The organism is Immundisolibacter sp. (assembly GCF_014359565.1).
Lineage (GTDB): Bacteria > Pseudomonadota > Gammaproteobacteria > Immundisolibacterales > Immundisolibacteraceae > Immundisolibacter.
In genome coordinates this window covers 22,856-36,658 of record NZ_JACIZD010000009.1, presented here as the reverse complement: position 1 = coordinate 36,658, position 13,803 = coordinate 22,856, and the positions used below count along the sequence as shown (strand labels likewise).

The 13,803-nt window shown below is 72.2% G+C and carries 14 protein-coding genes; 2 read left to right on the top strand and 12 right to left on the bottom strand.

Annotation, left to right across the window (positions count from 1 at the left end; translation table 11 throughout):
• Position 1: 1 nt before the first annotated feature.
• Complete coding sequence (locus H5U26_RS10715) at positions 2–913, top strand: patatin-like phospholipase family protein (protein ID WP_290619485.1); 912 nt, start codon at positions 2–4, stop codon at positions 911–913.
• Positions 914–1,157: 244 nt separating this feature from the next.
• Here the strand turns inward: H5U26_RS10715 and H5U26_RS10710 are convergent, their stop codons facing one another.
• A complete protein-coding gene (locus H5U26_RS10710) occupies positions 1,158–2,267 on the bottom strand; it encodes a 5-(carboxyamino)imidazole ribonucleotide synthase (protein WP_290619483.1) in 1,110 nt (369 codons plus the stop codon).
• Positions 2,267–2,770, bottom strand: a complete 504-nt coding sequence (gene purE, locus H5U26_RS10705) for a 5-(carboxyamino)imidazole ribonucleotide mutase (RefSeq protein ID WP_290619481.1) — start codon at positions 2,768–2,770, stop codon at positions 2,267–2,269. Before purE ends, H5U26_RS10710 begins: the two co-directional genes overlap by 1 nt.
• Positions 2,771–3,119: 349 nt before the next feature.
• Here purE and H5U26_RS10700 point away from each other — a divergent pair, with 349 nt between their 5' ends.
• Complete coding sequence (locus H5U26_RS10700) at positions 3,120–3,398, top strand: hypothetical protein (RefSeq protein ID WP_290619479.1); 279 nt, start codon at positions 3,120–3,122, stop codon at positions 3,396–3,398.
• A gap of 105 nt (positions 3,399–3,503) precedes the next feature.
• Here the strand turns inward: H5U26_RS10700 and H5U26_RS10695 are convergent, their stop codons facing one another.
• The 10 genes from H5U26_RS10695 to H5U26_RS10650 form a co-directional block, all read right to left on the bottom strand.
• Positions 3,504–4,694, bottom strand: a complete 1,191-nt coding sequence (locus H5U26_RS10695) for a hypothetical protein (RefSeq protein ID WP_290619477.1) — start codon at positions 4,692–4,694, stop codon at positions 3,504–3,506.
• 166 nt (positions 4,695–4,860) lie between these two features.
• A complete protein-coding gene (hypE, locus tag H5U26_RS10690) occupies positions 4,861–5,907 on the bottom strand; it encodes a hydrogenase expression/formation protein HypE (RefSeq protein ID WP_290619475.1) in 1,047 nt (348 codons plus the stop codon).
• A 2-nt stretch (positions 5,908–5,909) separates the two neighbouring features.
• Positions 5,910–6,998 (bottom strand): hydrogenase formation protein HypD, encoded by a 1,089-nt coding sequence (gene hypD / locus H5U26_RS10685; RefSeq protein WP_290619473.1) that lies wholly within the window; start codon positions 6,996–6,998, stop codon positions 5,910–5,912.
• Positions 6,995–8,344, bottom strand: a complete 1,350-nt coding sequence (locus H5U26_RS10680; RefSeq protein ID WP_290619471.1) for a chloride channel protein — start codon at positions 8,342–8,344, stop codon at positions 6,995–6,997. The genes hypD and H5U26_RS10680 overlap by 4 nt, the downstream gene beginning before the upstream one ends.
• Positions 8,345–8,463: 119 nt before the next feature.
• On the bottom strand, positions 8,464–8,697 hold the full coding sequence (locus H5U26_RS10675) for a HypC/HybG/HupF family hydrogenase formation chaperone (RefSeq protein ID WP_290619469.1): 234 nt from the start codon (positions 8,695–8,697) through the stop codon (positions 8,464–8,466).
• 3 nt (positions 8,698–8,700) lie between these two features.
• Positions 8,701–11,010, bottom strand: a complete 2,310-nt coding sequence (gene hypF / locus H5U26_RS10670) for a carbamoyltransferase HypF (RefSeq protein WP_290619467.1) — start codon at positions 11,008–11,010, stop codon at positions 8,701–8,703.
• Positions 11,010–11,270, bottom strand: a complete 261-nt coding sequence (locus H5U26_RS10665) for a hydrogenase/urease maturation nickel metallochaperone HypA (protein WP_290619465.1) — start codon at positions 11,268–11,270, stop codon at positions 11,010–11,012. Before H5U26_RS10665 ends, hypF begins: the two co-directional genes overlap by 1 nt.
• Positions 11,252–11,722: a hydrogenase maturation protease gene (locus H5U26_RS10660; RefSeq protein WP_290619463.1), complete on the bottom strand. Its 471-nt coding sequence runs from the start codon at positions 11,720–11,722 to the stop codon at positions 11,252–11,254. Before H5U26_RS10660 ends, H5U26_RS10665 begins: the two co-directional genes overlap by 19 nt.
• Positions 11,723–11,725: 3 nt before the next feature.
• On the bottom strand, positions 11,726–13,021 hold the full coding sequence (locus H5U26_RS10655; protein ID WP_290619461.1) for a Ni/Fe hydrogenase subunit alpha: 1,296 nt from the start codon (positions 13,019–13,021) through the stop codon (positions 11,726–11,728).
• Complete coding sequence (locus H5U26_RS10650) at positions 13,018–13,803, bottom strand: hypothetical protein (protein WP_290619459.1); 786 nt, start codon at positions 13,801–13,803, stop codon at positions 13,018–13,020. The genes H5U26_RS10655 and H5U26_RS10650 overlap by 4 nt, the downstream gene beginning before the upstream one ends.

Here is a 13,803-nt window from a genome sequence, read left to right as displayed (position 1 = left end):
GGTGGCAGCACCGCGCATAGGACTTGCGCTCGGCAGTGGCGCCGCCCGCGGCTGGGCGCACATCGGCGTCCTGAAGGCCTTGACGGCGGCCGGCATCGATGTGGCGGTGGTGTGCGGCAGCTCCATCGGTGCCGTGGTCGGCGCCGCCTATGCCGCCGGCCGACTGGCTGAAATCGAAGCCTTCGCCCGCAGCCTGACCTGGCGCGCCATCCTCGGCCAGCTGGACCTGCGCCCGGCCGGTGGCGGCTTGGTTGCCGGCGGGCGCATCTCGCGCACCCTGATCGAGCTGATCGGTCACGCCGCCATCGAGACGCTCGACCTGCGCTACGGCGCCGTGGCGACCGAACTTGGCAGCGGGCGCGAGGTATGGCTGCGCGAGGGCGACCTTGCCGTCGCCATTCGCGCCTCGATGGCCCTGCCCGGCGTCCTGGCGCCGGTGGAACTCGACGGTCAGTGGCTGCTCGACGGCGGCCTGGTCAATCCGGTACCGGTATCCCTATGCCGGGCCATGGGGGCGGAACTGGTGCTGGCGGTCAATCTGAACGGCGGCATCGCCGGACGGCGCAGGACACAGCCCATGACCGATGTGGTGCCCATCGACGATGGCACCGACAGCCGCAGCCTGGGTGCCCTGCTGCGCGGCGGCGCCAGCACGCTGCTGGCGCAATTGCTGCGACAGGATCGTCAGCAACCGGGCTACTTCGACGTGCTGGTCGGCGCCGTCAACATCATGCAGGACCAGATCACGCGCACCCGCCTGGCCGGCGACCCGCCCGACATCCTGGTACAGCCGCGTCTGGCCCTGATCGGCGTGATGGAATTCAACCGCGCCGCGGAGACCATCGCCGCCGGCGAGGCGGCCATGCAGGCGTTGCTGCCGGCACTGCTCGGACTGCTGGGCGAGGCTCAATGAGCCTGCCCTCCCAGGCCAGTCGCTGGCTGACCCGTGGGAGCGGCGCCCCCGCCGCGAATCGCCCGACCGCCAGATTCGGCCCGGGGCGGGCCTCCCACACCGGACTGCCTCAGCCGACGATGCTGTCGGCCCTCCCCCGCCTGCCGCCACACAGTCGCTGGCTGACCCGTGGGAGCGGCGCCCCCGCCGCGAATCCTCCGCCCGGCAGATTCGGCCCGGGGCGGGCCTCCCACAACGGATTGCCTCAGCCGACGATGCTGTCGGCCCAGGCCTGCGCGGCGTCCAGATCGTCCCCCAGCACCAGCACATGGCCGAGCTTGCGACCCGGCCGCGGCGCCTTGCCGTACAGATGCAGTCGCGCACCCGGGTGGGCCAGGATGTGCGCCAGCGGCGGCGCATCGTCGGCCCACAGATCGCCCAGCAGATTCAGCATCAGCGCCGGGCGCGGCTGGGCCGGATCGCCCAGCGGCAGGCCGCAGATGGCCCGCAGGTGCTGCTCGAACTGCGAGGTGACGCAGCCACCCAGGGTGTAGTGGCCGGAGTTGTGCGTGCGCGGGGCGATCTCGTTGATCAGCAGCTCGCCGTCCGGCAACAGGAACATCTCCACCGCCATCACGCCCACGTGACCGAGCGCGTCCGCCACCGCGGCGCCCAGCTCCCGGGCCCGCGCTGCCACCGCCGGCGCCACCCGCGCCGGGGCGCGCGTGATGTGCAGCACGTGGTGGCGGTGCTCGTTCTCGGCCACCGGATAGCAGGCGATGTCGCCGTCGTGGCCGCGCGCCAGGATGACCGAGATTTCCCGCTCGTAAGCGACCCATGCCTCCAGCACCGCCGGCCGCTGGCCGAGCGCCGCCCAGGCCGCGGCCGGATCGTCGCTCGTGCCGATGCGCGCCTGGCCCTTGCCGTCGTAACCCTCGGTGCGCGTCTTGAGCACCGCCGGCCGGCCGACAGCAGTCAGCGCCTGCTGCAGGGACGGCGCATCGTCCACCCGCGCATAGGCAGTCTGCGGCAGGCGGTGGCGGGTCAGGAACTCGCGCTGGCGCAGGCGGTCCTGCACCGTGGCCAGCAATGCGGCGTTCGGATGCACCGGACGCAGGGTTTCGATCTGCGCCAGCACCGCCGCCGGCACGTGTTCGGTCTCGATGGTCAGCACCTCGCAGTGGGCGGCCAGCGCGAGTGCCGCATCCACGTCGTCCAGCGGCGCGCAGCTCAGCTCGGCAAACGGCGCCGCGCAGGCGTCAGGATCGGGGTCCAGCGCGCGCACCCGATAGCCCATGCGGCGCGCTTCCATGGCCAGCATGCGGCCAAGCTGGCCGCCGCCCAGCACGCCGATGGTGGCGCCCGGCAGCAGCATCACGGCTCCAGGGAGTCGGCCAGCACCGCCGCCGTCTGGCGGGCGCGGTAATCATCCAGGCGCGCCGCCAGGTCCTCGTCGTGCAAAGCCAGGATGGCCGCCGCGAGCAAGGCCGCGTTGACCGCACCAGCCTCGCCGATGGCCAGCGTGCCGACCGGAATACCGCGCGGCATCTGCACGATCGACAGCAGCGAATCGACACCCTGCAAGGCGCGCGACTGCACCGGCACGCCCAGCACCGGCAGGCGCGTCTTGGCGGCGGTCATGCCCGGCAGATGGGCCGCCCCGCCGGCACCGGCGATGATCACCTGCAGGCCGCGCCCGGCCGCCTCGGCGGCGTACTCGAACAGCAAATCCGGCGTGCGGTGGGCGGACACCACCCGGCACTCGTGGGCGATGCCCAGCGCCGTCAGCGTGTCGCTGGCATGGCTCAGCGTGTCCCAGTCGCTGCGCGACCCCATGATGACGCCGACCCGCGGCGCCGCGCCGTGTTCCTGCTGCATGGTTCCCCCGGGCGGGCGGGCCGCCGGAAAAAAGCGCCGGATGGTACACCACCCCGGTCGGCCACCGGTGGCCGCGTGATAACTCGTGACGAGCGCCTGTTGGGCGTCATCTACGGGATCGGGTCCCGATCTGGTGCGTCAGGGCATGACACTGCTGCCAACCGCAGCCGCTGGCAACCGGCTGGCGCCGCTAGCCGGACCGATTGGGCTAAAGCGCCCCGTCGGGCAGCTTGCTGACGGCACCCTTTGTACTCCGGTATTCCCGGTGTACACGATATTGGGCTGGACTGACCGGCCGCGGGCCGGGCACCCTGTGCCGTCCTGACGTGCAACACCCTGGAGCCGCACCATGACATCCAATCATCGACAACCACCCGCGTGGCTGGAACAGGCGCGCAACGACCCGGCCACCGTATTCACCGCCCCGGAAGACGTCGCCCGCAACGACGCGTTGACCACGGACGAGAAGGTCGAGGTGCTGCGCGCCTGGGAGCTGGAAGCCCTGGAACTGGCAGAAGCCGAAACGGAAGGCATGCCGGGATCGGCAAACGGTCTGCTGCAACGGATTCTGGCCACGCTGACCGAACTCACCGGTGGCTCGGGCAAGGGCGGGCCGGCCTCCGGCTAGGCCGCGGCCGCAATAAGCGCCAGGTTACAGCCGGCAACCTTTGTGCTCGGGTATTCCCGGTGTAAACGATGTTGGGCTTCCTGCGTCAGCCCAACCTACCGGCCCTTAGTCGCGTTTCGGGTGGTATCCGGCCTCGAGTTTCTCCACCACGATCCGGTCAAAGACTTCAAACAACGCCGCCGGATCGAGCAGCGGGAGCTCGACTTGATCCTGCCCCGAGGCAGCCACCCATTTGTCGTAGGCCTCTCTTGTTAACCAGTGGGTCATATCCCATGCATCGACCACGTGGAGGTCTTTTGCCTGGGCAAGGTACGGCGATCCCAGATCGCCCCGGAAGCGGATCACGGCGGGACGGCCGCGATCCTTGACCAGAAAGGTGCCATCGCGCAGGTCCGCGATCACGACATCGAGCGCGCGGCCGCGATAGGTGATTGGATGGGCAGGGACTACCCATCCCTGCGCAATGGCATTAAAGGCGCCACCCGCCTGGCACCGGGGAGCAACCTGCCGTCCGGTTGTGGGATCTTGGAAACCACCTTTACGGTAGTTTCCGACACACGTGCACTCCCGCACCAACTCGCTGTCCATCGGCAGCCGTTGCGGCTGCGGGTACACGCGGATCAGCATCTTCCATGGAGGACGGGCGTTCTTGTCTACCTCTGGCAGCACGAGAACTGACTGGGAGTGATAGGTAAACGGCAGGAACTCGGGCGTCCGCTCGAAGTTCGCGTTAAACCCATGCACGCTCAGGACTAAGCCCTCCTCGTACTGGTACCCGGGCCAATACGTCCGGACGGCCTTGCCGTTTTGGTACTCCACTGCCACCCCGCCCCGCTCTTCAGCCACCAGCACGTGCACCTGCTCGCGCCAATAGGCCGCGAACCGGTGGCGCGCTCCAGCGCGCTGTTGCGCACTGGCCGCGTCCTCGGCGCGCGGCATCCGCCACTCCGCCAGCACTTTGTTCGCAAAGAAGTCGTAGGCACGATGAACGCGTTCCTCATCCAAATCGAAGCCATAGAGGATTTGCACTCGGCCCTGGGTATCCAGAAATATCCGTCCATCCTCGGCTTTGCCTACCCCGTCCGTGGGCAACTCGGCCCCCCACACCTCGGGATATTTCGCTTTGGGATCACGCGACAAATATCCGGACGCGTCCACCGCGGTTCGGTAGTCCGGCATTAACTCGTCCGGCTTACCCCACAGCCGCAGGTCTTCCCCGGCCGTCGCGTGTCCCGCTGTCAACAGCACTACGCACAACAGACCAAACAGAAGCGTCCTTGTATCCATTTGCGACATCACCGACCCCGCAGCCCGCGCAATAAGCGTAGTGCATTGCGCCGTTTTTCCGAGTGTTCCAACGCTCAACTTACCGCCGTCCCGCCAACCAAAACGCCAGCCGGATCAAGCTCCGCCTTGAGCCGCCGCTCGATGGCAGCCTGCGCCGCCGAACGCCGTGGCACCGTCAGCAAATGCGCGGCAGCAGTTCCCCGGCCGGCATGTCCAGCGGTCGGTCGATGCCGTAGCGGCTGCGCAGGGTCACCTGCCCGCCGGGGCCGCGCACCGCGCCGATTCGTGCTGCCTGTTCGCCGCCCGGCGCGCTGCGCAGCAGGTCGAGCGCGGCCTGCGCCTGCGGGGCCGGCACGAAGGCCACCAGCCGGCCCTCGCAGGCCACGTGCAGCGGGTCGAAGCCGAGCAGCTCGCAGGCCGTCGCCACCGGGGGCGTCACCGGCAGTGCCGCCTCGTCGAGCAGGACGTCGACCCCGGCCTGGCGGGCAATCTCGACCAGCGCGCTGGCCAGGCCGCCGCGGGTCGGGTCGCGCAGGCAGTGCAGGTCCAGGCCGGCGTCGAGCAAGGCGGCCACCGCCGGCCACAGCGGCTGGCAGTCGGACTCGATGGTGGTCTCGAACTGCAAGCCCTCGCGCTGTGCCAGCACGGCGATGCCGTGCCGGCCGATGTCGCCGCTGAGCAGCACCGCGTCGCCGGCGCGTACCCGGCCCGGATGAATGCTCACCCCGGCCGGCACCGCGCCGATGCCGGCGGTGTTGATGTACACGCCGTCCGCCCGGCCGCGCTCCACCACCTTGGTGTCGCCGGTGACGATGCGCACGCCGGCCGCCGCGGCGCTCTGCCGCAGCGAGCGCAGCACCTGCCATAGGGTCTGCATCGGCAGGCCTTCTTCCAGGATCAGCGACACCGACAGCGCCCGCGCCTGCGCGCCGGCCATCGCCAGGTCGTTGACCGTGCCGCACACGGCCAGTGTCCCGATGTCGCCGCCCGGGAAAAACAACGGCCGCACCACATAGCTGTCGGTGGTGAAGGCCAGTCGGCCGGCAGCATCCGTCAGCAGCTCGTCCAGACGCGCCGCATCGTGCAGCGACTGCCCGGCGCGCACATCCAGCGTCGGCAGGATCAGACCGTCCAGCAGTCGCTGCATCAGCCGCCCGCCGCCGCCGTGGGCGAGCAGCACGACCGGATACTCGTCCAGCGGCAGCGGGCAGGCGCCGTCCATGCTCAGGCGACCGGGCCGCGGTAGCGGTAATACGCCGCGCAGGCGCCCTCGGACGACACCATCGGCGCGCCAAGCGGCCGTTGCGGCGTGCAGCGGCTGCCAAAGGCCGGGCAGCGGTCCGGGCGCAGGCGGCCTTGCAGCACCTCGCCGGCCAGGCATTCGCCGGGGTCCGGCGCCGGGGTCTGGGCCAGCCCGAAACGCCGCGCGGCGTCGAAATCGGCATAGCCCGCCCGCAGGCCAAGGCCGCTTTCGGGAAGCTCGCCCAAGCCGCGCCAGTCGCGCGCCACGCACTCGAACACCTCGCCGACCAGCGCCTGCGCGGCCGGGTTGCCTTGCGCGCTGACGGCGCGTGCGTAGGCGTTTTCCAGCCGCGCCCGACCGCCCTCGAGCTGGCGCAGGCAGTGCAGCACGCCGGTCAGGATATCCACCGGCTCGAAGCCGGCGACCACGATCGGCACCCCGAAACGCGCAACCAGCGGCGCGTATTCGGCCAACCCCATCACCGCGCAGACGTGACCTGCGGCCAGAAAGCCCTGGATGCGGCAGTCCGGCGCGGCCAGGATGGCGGCCATCGCCGGCGCCACCCGCACCTGCGCGCACAGCAGGCTGAAATTGGGCAGATCCAGCGCCTGGGCCTGGCGCACCGCGGCGGCGGCGGCCGGCGCCGTGGTCTCGAAACCGACCGCCAAGAACACCACCTGCCGCTTCGGCTCGCGGCCGGCCAGGGCAACCGCGTCGAGCGGCGAGTAAACGACCCGCACGTCGCCGCCGGCGGCCCGCGCCGCCAGCAGATCGCCGCAGCTGCCTGGCACGCGCAGCATGTCGCCGAAGGAACACAGCGTCACCTCGGGTCGGCCGGCCAGCGCGATCGCCTGGTCGATGACACCAACCGGCGTCACGCACACCGGGCAGCCGGGGCCGTGCACCAGCGTCACCGCCGGCGGCAGCAGGCGGTCGATGCCGGCGCGCAGGATGGCGTGCGTCTGCCCGCCGCAGATTTCCATCAGCGTCCACGGCCGGCTGACGGTGCCGGCGATGGCATCCAGCAGCCGGCGCACGGTGACCGGGTCGCGGTACTCGGCGCTGCTCATGACCCGCGCGCCGCGGCGGCGCTCTGATGCCCGGCCAGCAGGCGCTCGGCGATGGCCCCGTACACCGGCTTTCGGCACACCAGCGTGGAGGCGCCGCGCGCCAGCAGGCAGGTGGCCATGATCGGGATCACCAGGCTTTGGTTGGCGGTCAGCTCCAGGGCGATCACCGCGGCGGTCAGCGGCGCTTGCGTCACCCCGGCCAGGTAGCCGGCCATGCCAAGCAGCGCCACCGCCGCCAGCGGGGCGCCCGGCAGCCACGGCGCCAGCCCCTGGCCGAGGCCGGCGCCCACCGCCAGCGCCGGCGAGAAGATGCCGCCGGGCACGCCGGCCCAGTACGACAACACGTTGGCGGCGAACTTCAGCAGCGCGTACAGCCCTCCGGAGTCCTGCCCGGCCTGTCCCTGCACGATGGCGTGCGCCTGCTGGTAACCGGTGCCGTGCAGATCGTAGCCACCGAGCAGGGTCAAGGCCGCCACCGCCAGGCCACAGGCGGCGGCCAGCAGCAGCTCGCCGCGCGCCCGGGACAGGCCGCCCAAACGCGGCAGGCGCAGCAGCCACGGCAGCGGCTGCAGCAGGATCAGCCGGGCAAACAGCCCGCCGCCGAAGCCACACACCAGGCCGATCACCAGCACCGCCAGCCAGGCCTGGCCCAGAGGCAAGCCGGCCTCGACTTGGCCGAAATAGGCGTAGTCGCCGTGCAGGCCGATGGCGGTCACGCCGGCGACGATCACCGCCGTCAGCAGCACGCCGCTCATGCGTTCCTCGAAGGCGCCGGCCATCTCCTCGATGGCGAACACCACGCCGGCCAACGGCGCGTTGAAGGCGGCGGCGATGCCGGCGGCGGCTCCGGCCAGCACCAGGTGCCGGCCGTTCACCTGATCGGTAAACCCGAACCGCCGGCCGACCACGAACAACAAGCTCGCGCCCACGTGCACGGTGGGCCCCTCGCGGCCCACCGAGGCGCCGCCGCCCATCGCCAGCACCGTCAGCCCCATCTTGGCCAGCGCCACGCGCAGCGACAGCAGCCCGGCGCGCCAGGCGCCATCGCCGGTGGAAAGCGCCGCCTTGACCTGGGGAATGCCGGAGCCGCGGGTGGCCGCCAGCCGGCCCTGCGTCACCCAAACCAGCGCCACGAAGGTGAGTGGCGTCACCAGCAGCGGCCAGGCGCGGTGCTGGGCGCGCAGGCGCTCGAACAGATCGAACGCGGCATCGCATGCCCAGGCGAAGGCCACCGCCGCCAGCCCGACCAGGATGGCGCCGCCCCAGTACGCCAGGCGGCGGCGCCAACGGCCCGGCGACCACCAGTCGTGGCGGGTCCAAGCTCCCTGCAGGACACGCGAAAACACGCCTCAGACTCCCTGCTTGCAGTGTCGGTATCTGTGAACGAAGGCGCGTCCGGTGCGCTCCTTTTCAGGCCGCTGCAGCGGCCGGGCCCGCCTGCGGGCGCCTGCGGCGCGCCCAGGGGTCACAGAGCCGCCGCCAGCCGGGCCAACTCCCGGCGCGCCCGGTCGGCGGCCTCGGCGTCGATGCGGGCAATGGCCAGCCCGGCGTGCACCAGCACCCAGTCGCCGACCGCCACCTCGGGCGTGCAGATCAGCGACACCTCGCGCACCGCGCCGCCGAAGTCCACCCGGCCGCGGGCAAACAGGCCGCCGCCGTCGGTTAGCTCGAGCACCTGCCCCGCAATGGCCAGACACATGGTTCAGTTCGCTCCGTCGCTGCCCGCTGGGCATGGTTGCGCCGCCGGTGTTGCCCGGTCGCCGCGCGCCAACACGACCGCCGCCTGACCGCACGCCAGCGCAGCGTCGCCCGGCGGCAGACGCGCCGGCCACCACACGGCGATGCCGGCCTCTTGCAGGGCGGCGCGGGTATCGGCGAGCAGCCGCCGGTTCTGGAAGCAGCCGCCGCACAGCACCACCCGCCCGGCGCGCAGGCGCTGCGCCACGCCGGCCACGGCCGCCGCCAAGGTGGCGTGAAAGCGCGCCGCGATCGCCGCCACCGGCCCGCCGGCGGCGCGCTGGCCAAGCAGGGCCGCCAGCATGGGGCGCCAGTCGATCAGCCAGCCGTCGCCGTCGCGCACAAGCTCAACAGGATACGGCCTCTGGCGGGGCACCTGCTCGGCCGCGGCCTGCAGCCGCTGCGCCGCCTGGCCCTCGAAGCTCATCACCTGGCACAGGCCCAGCAGCGCCGCCACGGCATCGAACAGCCGTCCGACGCTGCCGGTCAGCGGCGTGTTCAGGCCGCATGCGAGCGCCTGCAGCAGGGTGCGCCGCTCGGGTTCGCGCAGGTCCAGCGTCACGCCGCCGAGCGCGGGGCCGTAGGCGGCGTACAGCAAGCCGAGCGCGCTGCGTCGGGGCTCGCGCGCCGCCCGCTCGCCGCCCGGCAGCGGGAACGGCCGCCAGCGGGCGACGCGCCGCACCTGCCGGCTGTCGCCGTGAAGAAATTCGCCGCCCCACAGGGTGCCGTCTTCGCCCAGGCCGGCGCCGTCGAAGGCCACGCCCAGCACCTCGCCGGCGATCGCGTGCTCGGCCAGTACCGCGGCCAGGTGCGCGTGGTGGTGCTGCACCGTCTGGCACGGCCGCGGATCGGCCGCCGCCCAGCGGCTGCTGGCGTAGTCCGGATGCAGGTCGCAAGCCAGCCACGCCGGCTGCCCGCCCGCCACGGCCGGCAACCGCGCGGTGGCGGTGGCCAAGCGCTGCCGCGCCAGGGCGGTGTCCAGATCGCCCAGGTACGGGCCAAGCACGATGCGCCCGGCCCCACCAACCGCCAGCGCGTTTTTCTGGTGACCGCCCAGCGCCAGCACGCTGCCGCGCCCGGCATGCGCAAGGGCCAGCGGTGCCAGCCCGCGCGCCAGGCGCAGGGTCTGCGGCCGCCCCGCCGCCAGCTGCACGACCGAGTCGTCCAGCGGCTGCAGGATGGCGCGGTCGTGCAGCAGGAACGCATCGGCGATGCCGGCCAGGCGCGAGAGCGCCTGCGCGTTGTCGGCGCACAGCGGCTCGCCGGCGGCATTGCCGCTGGTGGCAACCAGCGCAAAGCCGAGCGCCTCCAGCAGCAGCACGTGCAGCGGCGTGCTGGGCAGCATGGCGCCCAGGCGCGGATTGTCCGGCGCCAGATTGGCGGCCAGCACGCCGGGCCGGGCATCCAGCAGCACGATGGGCACCGCCGGCGATTGCAGCAAGGCCTGTTCGGCCGGCCCTGCCCGGCAGGCCGCATGGACCGCCGCCAGGTCCGGGAACATCACCGCCAGCGGCTTGTGCGGACGGTGCTTGCGGACGCGCAGGCGCGCCACGGCGGCCGCGTCGCGGGCGTCGGTCAGCAGCTGAAATCCGCCCAGGCCCTTCAGGGCCACGATGCCGCCGTCCCGCAGCACCGCCGCGGCGGCGGCGAGCGCCGCCCCGCCCTGCGCCAGGGCCGTGCCGGCGGCGTCGCACAGGGTCAGCTGCGGGCCACAGGCCGGGCAGGCGTTGGCCTGGTGCTGGAAGCGCCGGCTGGTTGGGTCCGCGTACTCGGCGGCGCAGGCCGCGCACGGCACAAATGCCGCCATGGCCGTGCGTTCGCGGTCGTACGGCATGGCGGCGATGATGCTGTAGCGCGGGCCGCAAGCCGTGCAGCTGATGAAGGGGTAGCCGTAACGCCGGTCGGCCGGATCGCGCAGCTGCGCCAGGCAATCGGCGCACGGGGCCAGGTCCGGCAGCGGCAGCGCGGCGCCCGCCCCGCTCTGGCTGGCGGCGATGACGAAGCGGTCGTCGCCGGTCGCCGGCACGGCTTCGCACTGCAGGCCCTCCACCCGCACCGGCGGCGGCAGGCGGCGCAGGCCGTCCAGCAGCGCCTCGAGCGCGGCGTCGGTGCCCTGGGCCTCGATCTGCACGCCGTCGCGGGCGTTGCGCACGCTGCCGGCCAGGCCCAGCGCCACCGCCAGCCGGTACACCTGCGGGCGAAACCCGACCCCCTGCACCGCGCCATGCACGCGGATGCGCAGCCGGCGCTGGCCGGCGGCCGCCGGCTGCGCCATCACACGACCTCGATGCTGCGCAGCAGGATGTCCTGGGCCTGCGGGTGCTCGGGGTCGTCCGACACCTCGATGTCGAGGCGCGCGCCCTGGGCCAGGCTGCCGCGGCTGCCGTCCTCGAAATGCTCGCGAAAATGGCCGGCCGAGATGTGCGCCAGCGCCCCGATCCACACCGAAACGCCAACCACGCGCTTGGCGCTGTGCTGGCACGCGATGGCGTCGATCCGGGAAAGCAGGTTGGCGATCAGGGAGTGTTCGTGCATGGCCGGTCCGTCAGGTTCGCGGCGAGTTCCTCCACCAGCCCCGCCGCCGCCGCGGCCACCGGGGCACTCAGCCCCGCGCCGAGGCCAAAATCCGCGCCCTCGATGCCGTAGACGGCGACCCGCGCCGGCAACTGGCCGAGCGCTCGGGCCAGTTCCAGTGCTTCGGCCACCCCCAGCGCGTGCGTCGAGCAGCGCAGCAGCGCCGGCGGCAGTGGCTGCCGCGCGGCGTCGAAGCGGTGCACGGTGCCGGGCGCCGCGCCCGACTGCACGGCGTCGATCAACAGCGCGGCGTCGATGCCGCCGAGCGCATCGACCAGCTGGAAGCCGTCGTCGCCGAGCACACGCACATCGAGGCTGTCACCCAGCCGCGCGGCGAGCGCCTGAGCCACCCACACGCCGACGCCATCGTCACGCCGCGCGCCGTTGCCGATGCCCAGCACGCGCAGCCGCACCGCTCAGCGCCGCTCCACGGTCAGCTTCAGGAAATGCGCCGAGCAGGAGATGCACGGGTCGTAGTTGCGGATGGCGGTTTCGCACACGGCGCGCAGCGCCTCGTCCGGCTGGTGCAGGTTCGGCTCCACGTAGTGGCGCAGATCCGCCTCGATCACGGCCTGGTTGACCGAGGTCGGGGCGACGATCTTGGCGTCCGTGATCAGGCCGGCCGCGTCCACTGCGTAGCGGTGATAGAGCACGCCGCGCGGCGCCTCGGTGGCGCCGTAGCCGATGCCGGCGCGCGGCTCGAAGGCCGCCGCCGGCGTGTCGCCGGGAACGTAGCCGTCGATCAGGCGCAGCGCCTCCTCGAGCGCCAGCACCACCTCCACGCCGCGTACCTGGATGCTACGAAACGGGTTGCGCACCACCGGCGGGAGGCCCGCCGCCGCGGCCGCCGCCCGCGCACGCGGCGTGAGGCGGTCGTGGTTCAGGGCATAGCGCGCCAGCGGGCCCAGGTGCACCACGCCGCCGTCGGCGGTGCGGCTGTGCAGCGAGGTCGAGTGCCGGACGTGGTGTTCGGTGAGGTAGTCGTCGTAGCGGGCGACTGGCAGGTCCACGCCGTCGCTGGACACCAGCCGACCGCGGCCCATCGGGTACTCGCTGTCGTGGCGCAGGGCGACGAAGGTGTAGTCGCGCTCGAAATCCGGGAAATCGAGCGCCGCCAGCGGCACCAGCGCCTGCTCGGCGGCGTCGAGCGCAAAGGCAAGTTCATCGCGCAGGGGTGCCAGTTCCGCCCGCGTCGGCAGGCGGTAGAAGCCGCCGATGCGCACGTTGATGGGATGGATCTCGCGCCCGCCCAGCAGCGCCACGATGCCGTTGCCGGCCTTTTTGATGCGCAGGGCCGCGCGCACCAGATCGCCGTGTTCCCGGGCCATGCTGACCGCGTCCGGGTAGCCCAGAAAATCCGGCAGGTGCAGCATGAACATGTGCAGCACGTGGCTTTCGATCCACTCGCCGCAGTACAGCAGGCGCCGCAGGTCGACAAGCGGCGCCGGCACGCGCAGGCCGCACAGGTCCTCGATGGCGGCGCAGGAACTCATCAGATAGGCCACCGGGCAGATGCCGCAGATGCGGGCGGTGATGTCCGGCGCCTCGCGGCAGTCGCGCCCGCGCAGCAGGGCCTCGAAATAGCGCGGCGGCTCGAAGATGCGCAGCTCGGCGACGGTCAGCTGCCCGCCGTCGATGGCCAGGTGCAGCGCGCCCTCCCCCTCGACGCGGGCCAGCTGGTTGACCTCGATGGTGCGGGTGGTTTCAGTCATGGCTGTGGGTCATGGCGCTGGGCCTCGTCGCCGAAGGCCGGCGCGGCGGCGTTGAAGGTGCGGTAGAAACGCCCGAGCGCCGCCCGATCCATGCCCAGGGCCAGCAGCTGCTCGCTCAGTGCCGCCGGATTGGGCGTTTCCTTGGGCCCGAAGCAGCCGTAGCAGCCGCGGTGGTAGGCAGGGCAGATGGCGCCGCAGCCGGCCTGCGTGACCGGCCCCAGGCACGGCGTGCCGTGGGCCACCAGCACGCACGGCGTGCCGCGGGCCTTGCATTCCTCGCACACGCTGGAGGTGGCCACGTTCGGCCGCCGCCCGGCCAGCAGCGCGGCCAGCAGTTCCAGCAGCTGGGCCTTGTTCACCGGGCAGCCGCGCAGTTCGTAGTCGACCTTGACGTGGGCGGCGATCGGCGTCGAGGTGGCCAGGCTGTCGATCCAGTCCGGCCGCGCGTAGACAATCCGCTTCCACTCCTCCACGTCGCGCAGGTTGCGCAGCGCCTGGATGCCGCCGGCGGTGGCGCAGGCGCCGATGGTCACCAGCAGCCGCGACTGCGCGCGCACGTCCCGGATGCGCTCGCGATCGTGCGCGGTGGTGATCGAGCCCTCCACCAGCGACACGTCGTACGGCCCCGGCAGCATGCGGCTGGAGGCTTCCGGGAACAGGGCGATCTCGACCCCGTCGGCCACCGCCAGCAGCTCGTCCTCGCAGTCGAGCAGGCTCAGCTGGCAGCCGTCGCAGGAGGCGAACTTCCACACGGCAAGACGCGGTTTGGCGGCTGCGCTCAT

Bases quoted from the DNA above. Each gene is read 5' to 3' on its own strand.
- H5U26_RS10710 (WP_290619483.1), bottom strand. From the start codon at position 2,267: ATGCTGCTGCCGGGCGCCACCATCGGCGTGCTGGGCGGCGGCCAGCTT.
- purE (WP_290619481.1), bottom strand. From the start codon at position 2,770: ATGCAGCAGGAACACGGCGCGGCGCCGCGGGTCGGCGTCATCATGGGG.
- H5U26_RS10700 (WP_290619479.1), top strand. From the start codon at position 3,120: ATGACATCCAATCATCGACAACCACCCGCGTGGCTGGAACAGGCGCGC.
- H5U26_RS10695 (WP_290619477.1), bottom strand. From the start codon at position 4,694: ATGTCGCAAATGGATACAAGGACGCTTCTGTTTGGTCTGTTGTGCGTA.
- hypE (WP_290619475.1), bottom strand. From the start codon at position 5,907: ATGGACGGCGCCTGCCCGCTGCCGCTGGACGAGTATCCGGTCGTGCTG.
- hypD (WP_290619473.1), bottom strand. From the start codon at position 6,998: ATGAGCAGCGCCGAGTACCGCGACCCGGTCACCGTGCGCCGGCTGCTG.
- H5U26_RS10675 (WP_290619469.1), bottom strand. From the start codon at position 8,697: ATGTGTCTGGCCATTGCGGGGCAGGTGCTCGAGCTAACCGACGGCGGC.
- hypF (WP_290619467.1), bottom strand. From the start codon at position 11,010: ATGGCGCAGCCGGCGGCCGCCGGCCAGCGCCGGCTGCGCATCCGCGTG.
- H5U26_RS10665 (WP_290619465.1), bottom strand. From the start codon at position 11,270: ATGCACGAACACTCCCTGATCGCCAACCTGCTTTCCCGGATCGACGCC.
- H5U26_RS10655 (WP_290619461.1), bottom strand. From the start codon at position 13,021: ATGACTGAAACCACCCGCACCATCGAGGTCAACCAGCTGGCCCGCGTC.
- H5U26_RS10650 (WP_290619459.1), bottom strand. From the start codon at position 13,803: ATGAGCGCAGCCGCCAAACCGCGTCTTGCCGTGTGGAAGTTCGCCTCC.